Source organism: Streptomyces sp. NBC_00306 (genome assembly GCF_036169555.1).
GTDB lineage: Bacteria > Actinomycetota > Actinomycetes > Streptomycetales > Streptomycetaceae > Streptomyces > Streptomyces achmelvichensis.
In genome coordinates this window covers 4,993,553-5,011,521 of the sequence record NZ_CP108032.1, presented here as the reverse complement: position 1 = coordinate 5,011,521, position 17,969 = coordinate 4,993,553, and the positions used below count along the sequence as shown (strand labels likewise).

Here is a 17,969-nt window from a genome sequence, read left to right as displayed (position 1 = left end):
AACTTAACGCTGTTAAGTTCACTCTGCATGCATGGAACTTAACAGCGTTAAGGACGGCGGGACCGCGGACGCCCAGGTGCTCGTCGTCGGCGCCGGCCCCACCGGGCTCGCCCTCGCCTGTGACCTCGCACGCCGCGGCGTCCGCACGCTCGTCGTGGAGCAGTCCGACACCCTCTTCCCCGGCTCCCGCGGCAAGGGCCTCCAGCCCCGCACCCTGGAGGTCCTCGACGACCTCGGGGTCGTGGACGCGGTCCTCGACGCGGGCGGCAGGGCGCCGGTCGGAATGCTCTGGGAGAACGGCGAACGACGCGGCGAGCACGACATGTTCGAGCGCCCGGGGCCCACGGAGGCCGCTCCCTACGGCGAACCCTGGCTGCTCCCCCAGTGGCGCACCCAGCAGATCCTGCACAGCCGGCTCACGGAACTCGGCGGCACGGTCACCTTCGGCGCAGCCCTCACCGCCCTCACCCAGGACGAGGACGGCGTGACGGCCGAGCTGACGACGGGCACCGTCCGGGCGGACTACGCGGTCGCCGCCGACGGGGGCCGCAGTCTCGTCCGTCGCATCCTCGGCATCCCGATGACCGGCGAGAGCGTCGATCCCGCCCCGATGCTCGTCGCGGACGTCCGCATCCCCGCGCTCGACCGCCTGAACTGGCATGTCTTTCCGGGCGACGGGGCCGCGTTCCTCGCCGTCTGCCCTCTGCCGGGGACGGATGACTTCCAGGTCACGGGCCGGTTCTCGGAGTCGGAGCCCGACATCTCCCCCGCGGGCGTACGGGAGTTGATCGCCGCCCGCACCCATCTGACCACGGACGACGTCACCGACGTGCGCTGGTCGTCGGACTTCCGGCCGCGCGCCGCCCTGGCGGAGCGCTTCCGCGAAGGGCGGGTCTTCCTGGCGGGCGACGCCGCCCATGTGCACTCACCGGCCGGTGGGCAGGGCCTCAACACCAGCGTCCAGGACGCGTACAACCTCGGCTGGAAGCTCGGCCAGGTACTGCTCCACGGCGCACCCGAGGAGCTGCTCGACAGCTACGAGGAGGAGCGACTGCCCGTGGCCGCGCAGATGCTCGGCCTGTCGACGCGTATTCACCGCGGCGAGGCCCGGCGCGGTGAGGCCACCATGCAACTGGGGCTCGGCTATCGCGGCGGGCCGCTCGCCGCGGGGTCCGCGGGCGCGCTGGAGGCGGGCGACCGGGCGCCGGACGGCCCGCTGCCGGACGGCCGCCGGATCTTCGACCTGTTCCGCGGCCCGCACTTCACCCTGCTCGCCGTCGGCACGGACGCCGGACTCCCGTCAGGGGACGGCGATGTGGTGCGCTGCCACCGGATCGACGCGTACGAGCCGTACGGCAAGGGCCTCTTCCTGGTCCGGCCCGACGGCTACATCGGCTGGGCCGGCGAGGACACGGCGGGACTGGCCGCATGGCTGCGCCGGGCCGGTGCCCACGGAGGCCTTGACCTCAAGCACGCTTGAGTTTCTACGGTCACCGTATGCGCTATTCACACGATGACACCGGACTTGTACGCCAGCCGATCGGCTACTGGAGCTGGGCCGCCCACGAGGCGGTGGTGGGCCATATCCGCGGCGTTCTCGGCGAGCTCGGGCTCACCCAGCCCCAGTGGTGGGTCCTCAACCAGCTCGCCGATTCGCCCGCCGGACGGGACCGCACCGAGCTGGTCGCGTTCCTCCAGGGCTATCTCGCGGTGGGGACCGTCCGCATGGACGACGAGGTCGAGGCTTTGATCGGTCGCCGCCTCGTCGCCCTCGGCGAGGACGGGCTGCTGCACAACACCCCCGAGGGCGAGGCGCTGCGGGCCAAGGCGGCCGTGCGTCAGCAGGGCGTACGGGCGAAGATCCACGACGGCATCACGGACGAGGAGTACGTCCGCACCCTCAAGGTGCTCCAGCGGATGATCCACAACGTGGACGGAAAGGCCTGGCACCACTGATCGCCCGGTAACGCTGTCAGCTGCTGCTGAGCGAGAGCTTCACCGCGAAGCCGAGGAACAGGGCGCCCGCCGCCGAGGTGGCTCCCGCGGAGAGCCGCTTGCGGCGGCGGAAGGCCTCCGCGAGATGGGTGCCGGTGAAGATCAGCAGGGTCAGATAGAGGAAGCTCGCCACCTGCGCGAGCGCGCCGAGGACCACGAAGGACAGCGCGGGGTAGGCGTACGCGGGGTCGACGAACTGGACGAAGAAGGCGATGAAGAAGAGGATCGCCTTCGGGTTGAACAGGCTGATCACCAGCGCCCTGCGGAAGGGCCGCTCGGAGTCGGCCGCCGCGTCCGGGGAAGCCGCCTCGCGCTCCACCGCCCGCTCACGGCGCGTACGCCACATCGACCAGGCCGCGCGCAGCATCCCGATCGCGAGCCACGTCAGATAGCCGGCGCCGGCGAACTTCACGATGCCGAACAGCACGGCGTTGGCCTGGAGCAGCGAGGCCACGCCCGCTGCCGACAGCACCATCAGTACGGTGTCGCCGCACCACACACCGGCGGCGGCACGGTATCCCGTCCGCACACCACGGCGCGCGGCGACGGAGAGCACGTACAGCGAGTTCGGTCCCGGCAGCAGAATGATCAGGACAAGGCCGGCGAGGTAGGTCGGCAGATCGGTGACACCCAACATGAGGCGGAGTCTCGCACACGGGTACGACACTCCGCCTCGGCGTTTCGCATCACGGAATCAGAAGGCGTCAGCCGGCACATAGGTGCCCCAGACCGCGCGCAGCGCGTCGCACACCTCACCCACCGTGGCCCGCGCCTTGAGCGCGTCCTTCATCGGGTAGAGCACGTTCTCCGTACCCTCCGCGGCCTTCCGCAGTGCGGCGAGCGCGGCGTCCACCGCCGGCTGGTCGCGTTCGGCGCGCAGCCTCGCCAGCCGCTCCGCCTGCTGCGCCTCGATCGCCGGATCCACCCGCAGGGGTTCGTACGGCTCCTCCGCGTCGAGCGTGTACCGGTTGAGGCCGACGACCACGCGCTCCCCGCTGTCCGTCTCCTGGGCGATGCGGTACGCGCTGCGCTCGATCTCGTTCTTCTGGAACCCGCGCTCGATGGCGGCGACGGCGCCGCCCATGTCCTCCACCCGCTGCATCAGCGCCAGGGCCGCCGCCTCCACGTCGTCCGTCATCTTCTCCACGACGTAGGAGCCGGCGAACGGGTCGACGGTGGCGGTGACGTCCGTCTCGTAGGCGAGGACCTGCTGGGTCCGCAGCGCGAGCCGGGCGGACTTGTCCGTCGGCAGCGCGATCGCCTCGTCGAAGGAGTTGGTGTGCAGCGACTGGGTGCCGCCGAGGACGGCCGCGAGCCCCTGCACGGCGACCCGCACCAGGTTCACCTCGGGCTGCTGCGCCGTCAGCTGCACCCCCGCGGTCTGCGTGTGGAAGCGCAGCATGAGGGACTTCGGGTTCTTCGCCCCGAACTCGTCGCGCATCAGCCGCGCCCAGATCCGGCGCGCGGCACGGAACTTGGCGACCTCCTCCAGGATCGTCGTCCGCGCGACGAAGAAGAACGACAGGCGAGGCGCGAAGTCGTCGACGTCCATGCCGGCGGCTACGGCCGTTCGGACGTACTCGATACCGTCCGCGAGGGTGAATGCGATCTCCTGCGCGGGCGAGGCCCCCGCCTCGGCCATGTGGTAGCCGGAGATCGAAATGGTGTTCCACTTCGGGATCTCGGCCCGGCAGTACCGGAAGATGTCGGCGATCAGCCGCAGCGACGGCTTGGGCGGGAAGATGTAGGTGCCGCGGGCGATGTACTCCTTGAGCACGTCGTTCTGGATCGTGCCGGTGAGCCGGTCGGCCGGGACGCCCTGCTCCTCGCCGACGAGCTGGTAGAGCAGGAGCAGCAGGGCCGCCGGCGCGTTGATGGTCATCGAGGTGGACACCTGGTCCAGCGGGATTCCGCCGAGCAGCACCCTCATGTCGTCGATCGAGTCGATGGCGACCCCGACCTTGCCGACCTCGCCGTGCGCGATGGGGGCGTCGGAGTCGTGGCCCATCTGGGTGGGCAGGTCGAAGGCGACCGAGAGGCCCGTCGTGCCGTTGGCGATGAGCTGCTGGTAGCGGGCGTTGGACTCCACGGCCGTGCCGAAGCCCGCGTACTGACGCATCGTCCAGGGCCGTCCGGTGTACATCGAGGGATAGACACCGCGGGTGTAGGGGAACGCCCCGGGCTCCCCCAGCTGCTCGGCCGGGTCGAACCCCTCCAGATCGGCCGGTCCGTAGACCGGTTCGATGGGCAGTCCCGACTCGGACTCGCGCGCCATGTCTGTGCCTCCGCTGGAGCTACTCGCCGGTAACCGTACTCGCGACGGACTGTAGCGGCGGGTCCGCGACGGTTCGAGAGCCGTCCGGTGGGACCTTGCTCACAGCCTTCTCCCCATGATGCGTGTGATTGCGCAACCGAGCAGAGCGGGAATCCATCTCAGCATGCACAGATGACACAGGGGGGCGACATGCTTCGGAACACCATCGGCAGAACCATCGCCGCGGCCGCCGTACTCGCGGTGACCGTCGGCTGCACCGCCCAGGCCGCCGTGCCCGACCGGCCCGGGTCGGACGGCAAGCCGGGCAGCTCGGCGCCCGCGCCGGAGGCGACACCCGCACCGACCCGTCCGTCACCGGCCACGCCGTCCGGGAAGCCGAAGCAGACGCAGAAGCCCGCCTCTCCGAGCGCGAGCGCCGAGCCCGCCGAGGTGCTGATGGCCCGCGGCTCCAAGGGCGCCAAGGTACGCGAGCTCCAGGCCAGGCTCGCCCAGATCGGCTGGTTCGACGACACCCCGACCGGCACGTACGGCTCGGTCACCGCCGATGCGGTGAAGGGCTTCCAGACCAAGCGCGGACTGCCGGTCACCGGTGACACGGACACCGTGACCTGGCAGAAGGTGCTCGGGATGACGAAGAAGCCGACGAGCGACGAGTTGGCGGGCCGGAAGGTCAACAAGCCCTCGGCCAAGCTCGACCCGCGCTGTCTGACCGGCCGCGTGATGTGCATCAGCAAGACGAGCCGCACGCTGTCCTGGGTGGTCGACGGCACGGTGCGGTCCACGATGGACGTGCGCTTCGGGTCCCAGTACACACCGACCCGCGAGGGCACCTTCGGTGTCTTCGCCAAGTCGAGGGACCACGTCTCGACGATCTACCACACGCCGATGCCGTACGCGATGTTCTTCAGCGGGGGCCAGGCGGTGCACTACTCGGCGGACTTCGCGGCCCGCGGCTACAACGGCGCGTCCCACGGCTGCGCCAACGTCCGGGACAAGGGAGCGATCGCCTCGCTGTTCGCGCAGGTCCGCATCGGCGACAAGGTCGTCATCCACTGGTGAGACGGCCGGGGCCGTCAGGAGGAGTGAGTGGCGCGGGCGGGACCGGGGGAACGTGTCCCGCCCGCGCCATGTGCGCCCAGCCGTAGGTACGGGGGGAACCCCGGCTCGGGCGCGGCCGATGACCAGTCGGCTCACTCTCTACTGCGTCAACGGCTCAAAAAATGTCACACCGCGTGGGCGCGGGCGGAAAACGCCTGTTCAGAAGAGAGAGCCGAGCGTGTCCACGGACGGCAGGGGGCCATTTTCGGACGCGGTGCGCGGGGTGCCCTGCTGCGGCGGTGTCCAGGAGACGGGCGGCTTGGATCCGTGCGGCCGGCCGTCGGAGTCCGAGCCGTCACCGCCGCCGTCGCCCTTGTCGTCGTCGTTGTCCCCGCCGCCGCCGTCGCTGCCGCCGTGGTCGCTGCCGCCGCTCTTCGCGTCACGGTTCAGCAGTTCGGCGCAGAACCGCTCGACCCCGCCCGGCCCCTTGGCCGCGATCTCCAGCTTCTTGCGGTGCTCGGCCGGGAGCGTGCCCTTGCGGTAGTCGAGGCAGGCCGCGACCGTCCTGCGGTACAGCTCGGCCCGCCGCTTGCTCTTGGCGTCTTCCTTGCCGTCCTCCGGCCGGCCGGACGGCTCGCCGCCCGGTCCGGTGGTGGTGCCCGTCGGGTCCGGGTCCTTCACGGGGCCGCCGCTCTCCGCCGGAGGGGCCGAGGGCGAGGTCACCGGATCGGGCGACTGCATGGGCGAGCCAACCGCGCCGTCGGGCGACTCGCTCAGTACCGGTCCGGGTGTCTCCGCCGCCGAGACGGAGGACGCGGGGAGAGGGGTCCCGCCGCCGAAGGGAGTCGGCAGCAGACCGGTGCCGGCCGCGACCGCGACACCGCCGAGCGCGCAGCCCGCGACGAGCGCCGCGATACCGAACCGCACGGGCCGGCGCAGCCGCACGCCGAGCGCGGCGCACGGCGAGGGGGCGAGGCGTACCGTCCCGAGCGCGTCGCCCGCCTCGGCGTCCGCCCTGCTCTTGCGAAAGGCCGCCAGCGCGGCGGCCTCACCCGGCATTTCACCGTCCTCGGGATGGACGGGGACCTCCGGCCTGCCCGCTGCGAAGAGGGCCCGGGACAGTTGCGCGGCCTGTTCACGGGCGTGCTCGTCCGACGTCCTGACCGGCTCGCCGCGCAACAGCTGTTCCGCCGCTTTCCTGTCAAGCCACTCGTACCGCTCGTCGGCCATCACATGTCCTTCTGCGTCCGCGGCCGCGAATGCGTCACACCGGCGGGTGCCGTGGCACCGGGCCGGAGACTGCGCTGCGGAGGTACGCCGTTCAGATCCGCGGCGCGTTCGGCGGGGCCCGCGACCGTGTTCACGGCGTCCGCGTCGGCGACAGCACCGTACGCGTTCGCAACGGCGCCCACGCTCTCGGGGTCCTCGTAATCCGCAGCCCCCAGACCCTCCAGGCTCTCCGCGCCGAGCAGCTCGGCCAGCCGCTTGAGCCCGCGGTGCGCCGCGGTGCGGACGGCTCCGGGCCGTTTGCCCAGCGTCTTGGCGGCGCTCTTGGCGTCCAGCCCGACGACCACCCGCAGGACGACGGCCTCGGCCTGGTCCTGGGGCAGTTGCGCGATGAGGGCCATGGTGGACCCGGTGGCCAGGGCTTCCATGGCCTCGTCGGCGGTGTCCGACTCCGCCGGCCTGCCGCTCAGTTCGCTCTCGTCGCCGCCGACGGCCGGGCGCCTGCCCCGCATCCGGATGTGGTCGAGCGCGCGGTTGCGGGCTATTCGGGCGGCCCATCCACGGAACCGGTCCGCGTCGCCGCTGAACCGGTCCAGGTCGCGGGCGATCTGGAGCCACGCCTCGGATGCGACGTCCTCGGCCTCGGGTTCGCCGACGAGCGTCCGTACATAGCCGAGCAGCCGCGGGTGCACGGCGCGGTACACAGTCCGGAAGGCGCCTTCGTCCCCGTCCTGTGCCGCGAGCACCGCGGCGGTCAGCTCCGCGTCGTCCCCCAGCACTACCTCAACCTTGTTCCGAATCGCAGCTGGTCATCACTGCCGCGCCCCCGTGCGCGAATCAGCACGCTACGTCGTTCCGGGGGGTCGCGTCCATGCCTTGTACAACTTGCAACAATTGGCGACCGGCGCCGTGTGACAGAAAACGCCCGCCCGGCGCTGAGAGAAGTACGGGGTGGCTATGCAACCCCGGCGGACGACGACCGGGGCCTCTCCTGTGGGGGGTGGCGGCCCCGGTCGTCCTTCCACCGCACCCGTCCCGCCCACGCTCAGAGCAGCTGGTTCCCGGCTCTCACCGCTGCACACGGGCACGGCGGGAGACGACCGCACGCAGGATCCGCTGCCCCTCGGTCGACACGTCCAGCGCCTGCCGCAGTCCGACGCCGCCCTCGCCCTCGGCGAGAATCTCCAGGACCTGGATCTGCCGGCGCACCTCCCCGGCCACCAGGGGCCCGGCGCTCGTCGGCTCGCCCTCGCGGCAGCTCTTGAGGACCTCGACGACATCGGCCGCCTCCGGTTCCCCCTCGGCCGGCGATGCGTCGAAGCGGTGATGGAGCTCCAGCGCGGCGACGGAACAGTCGTCCGCCCATTCGCGCAGCGGCTCCCGCTCCCACTCGGACGGCGCGGCACCGAGCATCTGGCGTACGAGAACGGCCGCTTCGTCGCTGACGGTCTCGCTCTCCATCGCTTCCCTGGCGGCACCCAGCCGTACGGACCAGTCCTCCGCGCCGTCCACCAGACCCGCCCACAGCGGACGCAGCACCTCGCTCTCGGACGCGAGCAGCGGCAGACAGCGGTCCAGGCATGCGAGCCCGCTCGCGGCCAGGCCTCTCTCATCGGCCTGTGCGATCAGCTCTCTCAGGCACTTCGACGCCACCGGACGCCTCCCATCGCGGACGCAGTACTTCCTCTTACTGCGCCCCGTGGCTCAATTGCGTCACTGCGACGAAGCGGGAAACCCCGTCCTTCCAGGGATCGGAGGAGAAGTCTCCCGAAGCCGTGTTCGGGCCGCTTGGCGCAAAGTACTCCGTCCGGTGGTCCCGCCGCCACGGTTGTGCGGTCATGAGCGGCTCTGACGGACCCACCATCAATTCCGCGCCACTCGCACACATTTGCGCCACACCTCTGTTACATTCTGCGCACCCGGAACTCGGCTTGCAGGGCGCCCGGTTGGGCCCGCGGGGAGGCCGGGGACCGTGGTGTGGGCCCGCACACCCCCGGGCGGGCCCACACCGCGACGCACCCCATCACGGACAGCGCGACGGACAGCGCGGCAAGCGACCCGCGGCGCCGCCGCCCGGCTCAGCCGAGCCGGTTCGCCAGGTTCTGGAAGTCGGCCCAGCTCGCCGTCGGAGCGCCCGGCACCCACAGCTTCTGGGCCGTCGCCCGCAGGGGCATCCGGATACCGCTCGCGACCTGGGCCTGCGTCTGCGCCTGTGCGAGATCACACCAGACGGCGAACTGGCCGCCGACGATCTGCTTCGAGTACTTCTCCGGCACCGGCTCGGTGCCGCGGAGCACGAACGGCGTCCACTGCTCGTAGATCCGCTTGCCCGTCGGGTAGGTGAAGTCATTGGGCTCGCCGAGCACGTAGTACATGTACTCGTCGTTGAGGTTCAGGAGCTTGCGGCCCTCGGCCAGATACTCCTCCGGCGGCCGCGCGCCGATCTCCTTGCCGGTCCAGTACGCGACCTCGACGTCCTTGTCCACGGAGACGGACCCGCCCCGGAAGAAGCCGTCGTTCCAGGCCTTGGGCCGGAGGCCGAGCGGCCGCACGACCGCCGCGCGGTCGTTCACCCAGTCCGTCGCCAGGTCCTGGACCCGGCCCTCGGGGCCGTACTGCTCCCGGGCGAGTGCCGCGAGCTGCGGGAAGGACGCCTCCGGGTTCTCGCGCACGAGGGCCTGGTACTCGTCACCGCCCAGATGCCAGAACCTGCCGCCGAAGAGATCGGCGTACTCGCGCAGCAGCTCGTCCACGAGCCGCGCCGACTCCGGGTTCCCGATGTCGATCGCTCCGCGCACCGTCCGGCCGCCCACGTCCCTCAGCTGGAGCTGGGGATACGCCGCCAGCACCGCGCCCAGATGCCCCGGTGAGTCGATCTCGGGCACGACCTGGATGTGCAGCGAGGACGCCAGCGCGAGGATCTTCCTGACCTGGTCCTTCGTGAGGTGCTCCTGCGAGACGATCTCGGGGTGGGTGTCCGACTCGATACGGAATCCCTGGTCGTCCGAGAAGTGCAGGCCCAGCTGGTTGAGCTTGAGGTCGGCCATCTCCCGCAGCCGGTCCTCGATCCAGTCCGCGGTGAAGCTCTTGCGGGCGATGTCCACCATCAGTCCGCGCTGCGGCCGGTCGGGGCGGTCCTGGACGAGCCCTTCCGGCATCACCCCGCCGGAGCGCACCGCCTGCTTGAGGGTGCGGGTGCCGTAGAAGACGCCGGACTGGTCCGGCCCGGATATGCGCACCTTTCCGCCGCCGGTCCGGACGGTGTACGACTCCGCTCCGCCCGTCTGCGAGGGGGCCAGTACCAGTTCGACATCACCCGGACCTGCGGCGACGGCTCCCCGGTAGGCGATCTTCAGCTCGCCGGCCAGCAGCCTGGCCTCGTCGGCCAGTGCCTCGCTGCCCTTCGCGACGACGATCCCGGCGGCGGGTCCGGGCTTCCAGCCCGGACCACGGGCGGCGTCGTGCTGCCGTACGGAGGGGATGGTCGCGGGCGCCGTGGAGAGGGGGTACGACCGGGTCGGCGAGGGAGTGGGCGCGGCGGGTTTCGCCCGGGGACCACCGTCACCGCCCGTATCGGCGGAATCGTCACTGGAACAGCCGGTCACGGTCATCGACAGGGCCGCGGCCACGGCGACCATGACGCCGGCGGTCCGGGCGCGCCCAGGGTGCACTATCACTCGGATACCTCCCATATGCAGCGTAACCACGGCGAAGCACCCCCTGCATCGTCCATCACATGAGCTGAAACTCTCCCGTCCGGGTGAAAATCGCGCATCCGTCGGACAGCTCCTCGCACGCGTCGATAGCGTTACGACTCATCCACCCCTCCCTTCCCAGCGGTCCCGCTGTTCTGTTCGAGGAGCCCACGCTGTCCAGCGAATCCCACGCCGGCCTCCCGAAGCGACCGCCGACACTCCACCACACTCTTGGCGCGCTCGCCCCTTCTGCCATACGGTCCCCGCTGCCCGGCCAACGGAGCGGCACACCCGGCCTGGAGCACTTCAACACCGCGCCCGAGAGCGCCGCCGTCGCCACCCTGCTCGCCTGCTGCGCCAGTCGGCGCTGGGCCCAGCGGATGGCCGCCCACCGCCCCTACCCCGACCTGGCGTCCCTGCTCGCCGCGGCCGACGAGGCCGGCTACGACCTGCGGCCCTCCGACGTCACCGAAGCTCTCGCCGACGAGTGCTCCGCCGGGCTGCACCCGGGGGCGCCCCAGGCCGCGCACACCGCGCTGGCCGCGGGCCACGCCGCGTACGAGAGCCGTTTCGGCCACGCCTTCGTGATCTGTCTCGACGCCTACGGTCCCGACGAGTACCTGGACCACCTGCTGGCCGGGATCCGCACCCGTCTGACGCACGAACCGGACGAGGAGCGGGCCGTCGCCGCGGAGGAGCTGCGAGGCCTCGCGCGCTCCCGACTGACACATGTAGTGGCCAACCATCCTGAATCAGACGTCGCAGGGGCTTCCCGGTAGCCCGTACGAGGCTGTTTGATTGCCTGTTTGATCACACCGGCCGACCCCGGGCGAACGAACCGACAAGTCGTCGCTACGATGGCCGGGGCCGGTGGACCGTACCCGGCCGGGCCAGACCGACAACCCCAAGCCGGCAGGCCCCAATCCCCGCTCCCGGAGGGTTCTTCCGTGCCGGCTGGAACGCTGTACCGCGGCCGGGAAGGAATGTGGTCATGGGTGGCTCATCGAGTCACCGGCGTCCTCATCTTCTTCTTCCTGTTCGTACACGTGCTGGACACCGCTCTCGTCCGCGTCTCGCCCGAGGCGTACGACGACGTGGTTGCCACGTACAAGACGCCTATCGTCGCGCTGCTCGAATACGGCCTCGTGGCCGCGATTCTCTTCCATGCGCTGAACGGGCTGCGTGTCATCGCCGTGGACTTCTGGTCCAAGGGCCCGCGCTACCAGAAGCAGATGCTCTGGAGCGTGATGGCCATCTGGTTCGTGCTGATGGTGGGTGCCCTGTACCCGGTGCTCGGCCACGCCGTTCGTGAAGTCTTCGGGAGCTGACGCCAGACATGTCCGCTGACACCTCTTCCACGATCGGCCCCGTCGAGGGCGAGAGCCTCTACAGCGCCGACAACCCGGCGCCGTACATCGAGGCGCCGCGCCGGCGCACGGGCCGCACCCCCAGCTCCACCCGCGGCAACTTCGAGATGGCCGCCTGGCTCTTCATGCGTCTGTCCGGCGTCGTGCTGGTCGTCCTGGTCATCGGCCACCTCCTGATCCAGCTGGTGCTGGACGGCGGCGTCTCCAAGATCGGCTTCGCCTTCGTGGCCGGCCGCTGGGCGTCCCCGTTCTGGCAGGTCTGGGATCTGCTGATGCTGTGGCTCGCCATGCTGCACGGCGCAAACGGTCTGCGTACTGTCATCAATGACTACGCCGAACGCCCGAACACGCGTCTGTGGCTCAAGGGCCTGCTGTACACCGCCACGGTGTTCACCATCCTTCTGGGCACGCTGGTGATCTTCACCTTCGACCCGAACATCCGCTAAAGCCGGGGCTGACGAGACCAATGAAGATCCACAAGTACGACACCGTCATCGTCGGCGCCGGCGGCGCCGGAATGCGCGCGGCCATCGAGTCGACCAAGCGCAGCCGCACCGCCGTGCTGACCAAGCTCTACCCGACCCGCTCCCACACGGGCGCCGCGCAGGGCGGCATGGCCGCCGCGCTCGCCAACGTGGAAGAGGACAACTGGGAGTGGCACACCTTCGACACGGTCAAGGGCGGTGACTACCTGGTCGACCAGGACGCCGCCGAGATCCTGGCGAAGGAGGCCATCGACGCGGTCCTCGACCTGGAGAAGATGGGTCTGCCGTTCAACCGGACCCCGAACGGCACCATCGACCAGCGGCGCTTCGGCGGCCACTCGCGCAACCACGGCGAGGCCCCGGTCCGCCGGTCCTGCTACGCCGCGGACCGCACCGGTCACATGATCCTCCAGACGCTGTACCAGAACTGCGTCAAGGAGGGCGTGGAGTTCTTCAACGAGTTCTACGTCCTGGACCAGCTGATCACCGAGGACCCTGAGACCGGTCTCAAGAAGTCGGCCGGTGTGGTCGCCTACGAACTGGCCACCGGCGAGATCCACATCTTCCAGGCGAAGGCCGTGATCTACGCCTCCGGCGGCACCGGCAAGTTCTTCAAGGTGACCTCCAACGCGCACACCCTCACCGGTGACGGCCAGGCGGCCTGCTACCGGCGCGGTCTGCCGCTGGAGGACATGGAGTTCTTCCAGTTCCACCCGACGGGCATCTGGCGCATGGGCATCCTGCTGACGGAGGGCGCCCGTGGTGAGGGCGGCATCCTCCGCAACAAGGACGGCGAGCGCTTCATGGAGAAGTACGCGCCCGTCATGAAGGACCTCGCCTCGCGTGACGTCGTCTCGCGCTCGATCTACACCGAGATCCGGGAAGGGCGCGGGTGCGGTCCCGAGGGCGACCACGTCTACCTGGACCTGACCCACCTGCCGCCGGAGCAGCTGGACGCCAAGCTCCCGGACATCACCGAGTTCGCGCGGACCTACCTCGGTATCGAGCCCTACACGGACCCGATCCCGATCCAGCCGACCGCGCACTACGCCATGGGCGGCATCCCGACCAACGTCCAGGGTGAGGTCCTCGCGGACAACACCACGGTCGTGCCGGGTCTGTACGCCGCCGGCGAGGTGGCCTGCGTCTCCGTGCACGGCGCCAACCGCCTCGGCACCAACTCGCTGCTCGACATCAACGTCTTCGGCAAGCGCTCGGGCATCGCCGCCGCGGAGTACTCCGCCAAGCACGACTTCGTCGAGCTCCCGGAGAACCCCGCCTCGCTCGTCGAGGCCCAGGTCGAGCGGCTGCGCAACTCCACCGGCAACGAGCGGGTGGCGGACATCCGCCGCGAGCTGCAGGAGACCATGGACGCCAACGTCATGGTGTTCCGCACCGAGCAGACGATCAAGACCGCGGTCGAGAAGATCGGCGAGCTGCAGGCCCGCTACCGGAACGTGTCCATCCAGGACAAGGGCCGGCGCTTCAACACGGACCTGCTGGAAGCCGTCGAGCTGGGCAACCTGCTCGACCTGGCCGAGGTCATGGCCGTCTCGGCGCTGGCCCGCAAGGAGTCCCGCGGCGGTCACTACCGCGAGGACTACCCGAACCGCGACGACGTCAACTTCATGCGCCACACCATGGCGTACCGCGAGGTCGGCGACGACGGCTCCGAGACCGTCCGTCTCGACTACAAGCCGGTCGTCCAGACCCGCTACCAGCCGATGGAGCGTAAGTACTGATGGCTACCCCCACATTGGACAAGCTGGAGGCGTTCGAGGCGGACTCCGCCTCGTCGCACCTCATCTCCGTCACGTTCCGGATCCGCCGCTTCAACCCCGAGGTGGCGGCGGACGCGGAGTGGCAGGACTTCCGGATCGACATCGATCCCAAGGAGCGTGTCCTCGACGCGCTGCACAAGATCAAGTGGGACGTCGACGGTTCGCTGACCTTCCGCCGCTCCTGCGCGCACGGTATCTGCGGCTCCGACGCGATGCGGATCAACGGCAAGAACAGGCTCGCCTGCAAGACGCTGATCAAGGACATCAACCCGGAGAAGCCCATCACGGTCGAGGCCATAAAGGGCCTGACGGTCCTCAAGGACCTGGTCGTGGACATGGAGCCGTTCTTCCAGGCGTACCGCGACGTGATGCCGTTCCTGATCACCAGCGGCAACGAGCCGACGCGCGAGCGTCTGCAGACCGCCGAGGACCGCGAGCGCTTCGACGACACGACCAAGTGCATCCTGTGCGCCGCGTGCACGTCCTCGTGCCCGGTGTTCTGGAACGACGGCCAGTACTTCGGCCCGGCGGCGATCGTCAACGCGCACCGCTTCATCTTCGACTCGCGTGACGAGGCCGGGGAGCAGCGTCTGGAGATCCTCAACGACAAGGACGGCGTGTGGCGTTGCCGCACCACGTTCAACTGCACGGACGCCTGCCCGCGCGGTATCGAGGTCACCAAGGCGATCCAGGAGGTGAAGCGGGCGCTCATCACACGCCGCTTCTGACCCACGGGTCGCACCGGTCACGCCGGTTGCACCGATTCGGTACGAAGGGCCCCGCATCCCGCCCGGGACGCGGGGCCCTTCGCCGTACGGGCTTCACCGAGCGCGGCGATACCTGGCAGGATCGTGGGACGTCTGACATGAAGCTCGAAAGCGGGGACGAGAATTATGACCGAGCCCAATCCGTACGCAGCGGACGGAGAGCCCGAGTACAAGTGGGGCCCGACGCAGCCGCCGGGGACGCCGGCCTACGGCTACCCCAACGCCGCACCCGGGTACGGCTATCCGGGCCCGAACGACACCCCTGCCTACTCGCAGACGCAGCCCGCGGGTGTCCCGGTGCCGGTCAACCCGGTGCCGATGGGCGGCACGCCGCTGGTCTCGATCGGTGACATCACGGTGATGGGCGACTCGATCGTCACCCCGGCGGGCACGCTGCCGCTGCGGGGTGCGGTGTGGAACGCGACGGACATGTCCCGCACCGAGGAGAAGATGCCGACGCACGCGATCGTGCTGGCGATCGTGTTCTTCATCTTCTGTCTGCTGGGTCTGCTCTTCCTCCTGATGAAGGAGAAGACGACGACGGGCTTCATCCAGGTCACGGTGACGAGCGCGGGCAAGCACCACTCGACGATGATCCCGGCGCAGCACCCGGGCACGTTCCAGCAGGTGATGGGCCAGATCAACTACGCGCGGTCGCTGAGCAGCATGTAGTGCTCCGCACCGGGGTGGTCATCGGCGGGGGCCGGTGACCACCGGGCGGGTCTTTGACGGAGCGGGTCACGTCAGTTGACGCCGCATCACCGGGCGCTTCGGGGCGCGCCGGGCCACCTCGGTGAATCCCTCGGCGGTCAGCAGCGAGACCAGGCCGTGGAACGCCTCGTCGGCTCCCACCGGGCCCATCGTGTCGTCCACGGGATAGGCCTCCACCGTCCGTGCACCGTTGTCGCGGGCGAACGAGACGGCCCCGCGGACCAGTTCGCGCGCCACGCCCGTACCGCGGTGCTCCCTGCCGACGTACAGACAGACCAGCGCCCACACCGGGACGTCGTCGACCGGTTTGCTGACCTGGGAGCGGTCGAGGCGGGAGTACTCCGTACGCGGTGCGACGGAGACCCAGCCGACGGGGGTGCCGTCCCGGCGGGCGACCAGGCCCGGACGGGCTCCGTCGTCGACGAGGGCGCGCAGCGCACGGCGGTTGCCCTCGCCCCACTCGGTCTCACGGCGCTCCTGCGGGGTCTGCCGGAAGAACATGCACCAGCAGCCCTTGACCGAGCCGCGTGCGCTCAGGAGTTCTTCCACGTCGGGCCACTCGGTGACGGTCACGGGCCGGACGGTGATCGTGTGGTTCATCAGCCGATGATGCCCGCCCGGCGGGCCGCCGTGAGCCAGGAGGGGAACTCGGTGAGCAGCCTGTCGTACAGCTCGGGGTCCGAGACGACCGCGATGTCGTCGACGGCGAAGAAGCCGACGTTGTCCACGCGGCGGCCGGGGAGGGTGTCGAACCGTTCCAGGACCCCGTAGTCGGATTTCCCGAGGCCGACGAACTGCCAGAAGACGGGCTCCTCGACGGCCGCCCGCAGCTCACGCTCGATCTCGGCGTTGCGGTAGACACCGCCGTCCGAGAAGAACAGCACGAGGGTCGGAGCCTGGGCGGGATTGGCCCGGACGTAGTCCCGGACCTCGGCGATGACCTTCTGCTCCTCGTTCTGGATGCCGACCAGCCGCATGTCGACCTGGCCCGGCAGCATGCCCTTCTTCGGCTTCTTCGGGCGGCCGAACAGGCTCATCTCGCCGCCCCGGACATGCAGTTGGAGCCACTGAGGCAGACCGGCGACGGTCAGGTCGGGGAGCCGGGCCGGGTGGGTGGCGAAGGTCCATGCCTGCATCTCGCCGTCGTCGTCGAGCTGAGCCGCGACGGCGGCCATCCGCTCCACCACGTCGGCGACGACGCCCCGGGAGTACAGCATCGCCATCGAGCCGGAGGCGTCCAGCACCAGGATCACCCGCGCGGTGGCGCCGGCGGCGCCGTGCTTGCTCAGGCTGACGGCGACCTGCTGCTTGCGCAGGGACAGCCGCTTGCGCATGTCGACGGGGAGTTGCTCCTCGCCCCTGTCCGACCGGGCGTCCTGCGTGAGGGTGGGCGGCGGCGCGACAGGCGGGGGCGGGACGGGCGCCTGTGGGGCGGGCGGCTGCGGGACGGGCGCCTGCGGCATACGCGCGGGCGGCTGCGGGACCGGCGCGGGCGGAACCGGCGAGGGTGCGTCGTCCACGGTGATGCCGTAGTCGGTGGCCAGACCCGCCAGTCCGGCCGCGTAACCCTGGCCCACCGCCCGGAACTTCCACGCTCCCGCCCGCCGGTAGAGCTCCCCGGCGACCAGGGCCGTCTCCGCCCCGGCCGTGATGTCGAACCGCGCCAGCTCGGTGCCGCTCGCCGCGTCGAGCAGCAGCAGCCGCAGTCCGCGCAACTGGCCGAAGGTGCCGCCGTCGGCGGACGCACTGAGCACGACGCGGTCGACGCAGGCTTCGAGTGACGAGAGGTCGACCTCGACGGTGTCGGTCCCGTCCCGCTTGCCCTGGTGCCGCACGGCGCCGGAGGAGTGCCGCGGCTGGTTGTAGAAGACGAAGTCCCCGTCGTCGCGCACCCGTCCGCCCTCGGTGAGGAGCAGCGCGGAGGCGTCTGCGTCGGGTGTCCCGGCCCCCGGGGTCCAGCTGAGCACGGCGCGGACAGCGGCAGCGGCGACCGGGATGTTGGCGCCCTTGCTGAGAGGTACGGATGCCATCCGGACAGTGTGGCGGGTCGGACCGCGCCGGGGCGACACCTACGCCGGAGGTACGTCCCCGACGGCACCGCGAACTCGCTTGAACATGTTCAAAAACAGGTCTACAGTCCTTCCTGTCCAGCCTTTTGAACACGTTCAAGGAGGGGTGGGGATGGACCTCACTGTTGTCGCGTACATCGTCTATCTGCTGATCAGCGTCGCGCTCACCGTCTGGGTGGCCCGCACACTGAGCCGGAACGGACGGATCTTCCTGGCCGACGTACTGCACGGGAACGAGAAGCTCGCCGATGCCGTGAACCACCTGCTGGTGGTCGGCTTCTATCTGGTGAACCTGGGCTTCGTCGCCCTCTACCTCAAGGCCGCCGACGCGGTGGCCGACGCCCGCGGACTCTTCGAGGCGCTCTCGGTGAAGATCGGCGTCGTCCTCCTCGTCCTCGGCGTGATGCACCTCGGAAACGTCTACGTCCTCAACAAGATCCGCCGGCGCGGGATCATGGAGCGCGAGCAGGTGCCGCCGGTGCCGCCGCAGGGCTGGACCGGTCCCGCCGACAAGGGGCCGTGGGCCGCACCCGCCGCCGGTCCCGCCGGAGCGTGAGTG

General features: G+C 70.1%; 18 protein-coding genes. 10 read left to right on the top strand and 8 right to left on the bottom strand.

All coding sequences use genetic code 11. The annotated features are described in order from the left end of the window. The first annotated feature begins 31 nt into the window (after positions 1–31). Both OHA05_RS22415 and OHA05_RS22410 read left to right on the top strand, forming a co-directional pair. Positions 32–1,480, top strand: coding sequence for an FAD-dependent monooxygenase (locus tag OHA05_RS22415; RefSeq protein ID WP_328861546.1), 1,449 nt, complete (start codon positions 32–34; stop codon positions 1,478–1,480). Positions 1,481–1,497: 17 nt separating this feature from the next. Continuing rightward, entirely contained in the window at positions 1,498–1,956 is a 459-nt protein-coding gene (locus tag OHA05_RS22410; protein WP_328861545.1) for a MarR family winged helix-turn-helix transcriptional regulator, read from the top strand. A gap of 16 nt (positions 1,957–1,972) precedes the next feature. Here the strand turns inward: OHA05_RS22410 and leuE are convergent, their stop codons facing one another. Together leuE and OHA05_RS22400 are read right to left on the bottom strand one after the other, a co-directional pair. Further along, positions 1,973–2,632 carry a leucine efflux protein LeuE gene (leuE, locus tag OHA05_RS22405; RefSeq protein WP_313944538.1) on the bottom strand — a complete coding sequence of 220 codons (660 nt, stop codon included), beginning with the start codon at positions 2,630–2,632 and terminating at the stop codon, positions 1,973–1,975. A 57-nt stretch (positions 2,633–2,689) separates the two neighbouring features. Beyond that, on the bottom strand, positions 2,690–4,270 hold the full coding sequence (locus OHA05_RS22400) for an acyl-CoA mutase large subunit family protein (protein ID WP_313944539.1): 1,581 nt from the start codon (positions 4,268–4,270) through the stop codon (positions 2,690–2,692). 189 nt (positions 4,271–4,459) lie between these two features. On the opposite strand from OHA05_RS22400, the gene OHA05_RS22395 reads away from it, so the two are divergent. Further along, on the top strand, positions 4,460–5,329 hold the full coding sequence (locus tag OHA05_RS22395; protein WP_328861544.1) for a L,D-transpeptidase family protein: 870 nt from the start codon (positions 4,460–4,462) through the stop codon (positions 5,327–5,329). A gap of 198 nt (positions 5,330–5,527) precedes the next feature. On the opposite strand, the gene OHA05_RS22390 is transcribed toward OHA05_RS22395, so the two are convergent. The 4 genes from OHA05_RS22390 to OHA05_RS22375 form a co-directional block, all read right to left on the bottom strand. Further along, positions 5,528–6,538, bottom strand: a complete 1,011-nt coding sequence (locus OHA05_RS22390) for a hypothetical protein (RefSeq protein ID WP_328861543.1) — start codon at positions 6,536–6,538, stop codon at positions 5,528–5,530. Further along, positions 6,538–7,314 carry an RNA polymerase sigma factor gene (locus OHA05_RS22385; protein WP_328861542.1) on the bottom strand — a complete coding sequence of 259 codons (777 nt, stop codon included), beginning with the start codon at positions 7,312–7,314 and terminating at the stop codon, positions 6,538–6,540. Before OHA05_RS22385 ends, OHA05_RS22390 begins: the two co-directional genes overlap by 1 nt. A 289-nt stretch (positions 7,315–7,603) precedes the next feature. Further along, positions 7,604–8,188 carry a hypothetical protein gene (locus OHA05_RS22380; protein ID WP_328861541.1) on the bottom strand — a complete coding sequence of 195 codons (585 nt, stop codon included), beginning with the start codon at positions 8,186–8,188 and terminating at the stop codon, positions 7,604–7,606. A 425-nt stretch (positions 8,189–8,613) separates the two neighbouring features. Next, positions 8,614–10,227 (bottom strand): beta-N-acetylhexosaminidase, encoded by a 1,614-nt coding sequence (locus tag OHA05_RS22375; protein ID WP_328861540.1) that lies wholly within the window; start codon positions 10,225–10,227, stop codon positions 8,614–8,616. Between the two features lie 176 nt (positions 10,228–10,403). Here OHA05_RS22375 and OHA05_RS22370 point away from each other — a divergent pair, with 176 nt between their 5' ends. From OHA05_RS22370 to OHA05_RS22345, 6 genes are all read left to right on the top strand, one after another. After that, complete coding sequence (locus OHA05_RS22370) at positions 10,404–11,009, top strand: 2-oxo-4-hydroxy-4-carboxy-5-ureidoimidazoline decarboxylase (protein ID WP_391840807.1); 606 nt, start codon at positions 10,404–10,406, stop codon at positions 11,007–11,009. Positions 11,010–11,177: 168 nt separating this feature from the next. After that, on the top strand, positions 11,178–11,558 hold the full coding sequence (gene sdhC, locus OHA05_RS22365) for a succinate dehydrogenase, cytochrome b556 subunit (protein WP_313944544.1): 381 nt from the start codon (positions 11,178–11,180) through the stop codon (positions 11,556–11,558). Between the two features lie 8 nt (positions 11,559–11,566). Continuing rightward, positions 11,567–12,043 carry a succinate dehydrogenase hydrophobic membrane anchor subunit gene (locus OHA05_RS22360; protein WP_313944545.1) on the top strand — a complete coding sequence of 159 codons (477 nt, stop codon included), beginning with the start codon at positions 11,567–11,569 and terminating at the stop codon, positions 12,041–12,043. Between the two features lie 20 nt (positions 12,044–12,063). Continuing rightward, positions 12,064–13,824 carry a succinate dehydrogenase flavoprotein subunit gene (gene sdhA, locus OHA05_RS22355; protein ID WP_313944546.1) on the top strand — a complete coding sequence of 587 codons (1,761 nt, stop codon included), beginning with the start codon at positions 12,064–12,066 and terminating at the stop codon, positions 13,822–13,824. Next, on the top strand, positions 13,824–14,591 hold the full coding sequence (locus OHA05_RS22350) for a succinate dehydrogenase iron-sulfur subunit (protein ID WP_313944547.1): 768 nt from the start codon (positions 13,824–13,826) through the stop codon (positions 14,589–14,591). The genes sdhA and OHA05_RS22350 overlap by 1 nt, the downstream gene beginning before the upstream one ends. A 165-nt stretch (positions 14,592–14,756) precedes the next feature. Further along, complete coding sequence (locus tag OHA05_RS22345; protein ID WP_313944548.1) at positions 14,757–15,302, top strand: hypothetical protein; 546 nt, start codon at positions 14,757–14,759, stop codon at positions 15,300–15,302. 66 nt (positions 15,303–15,368) lie between these two features. Here the strand turns inward: OHA05_RS22345 and OHA05_RS22340 are convergent, their stop codons facing one another. Together OHA05_RS22340 and OHA05_RS22335 are read right to left on the bottom strand one after the other, a co-directional pair. After that, positions 15,369–15,941: a GNAT family N-acetyltransferase gene (locus tag OHA05_RS22340; RefSeq protein WP_328861539.1), complete on the bottom strand. Its 573-nt coding sequence runs from the start codon at positions 15,939–15,941 to the stop codon at positions 15,369–15,371. Then, on the bottom strand, positions 15,941–17,371 hold the full coding sequence (locus OHA05_RS22335) for a VWA domain-containing protein (protein WP_328861538.1): 1,431 nt from the start codon (positions 17,369–17,371) through the stop codon (positions 15,941–15,943). Before OHA05_RS22335 ends, OHA05_RS22340 begins: the two co-directional genes overlap by 1 nt. Before the next feature lie 151 nt (positions 17,372–17,522). Between OHA05_RS22335 and OHA05_RS22330 the strand changes: the two genes are divergently transcribed. Next, a complete protein-coding gene (locus OHA05_RS22330; RefSeq protein WP_313944551.1) occupies positions 17,523–17,966 on the top strand; it encodes a hypothetical protein in 444 nt (147 codons plus the stop codon). Positions 17,967–17,969: the final 3 nt, after the last annotated feature.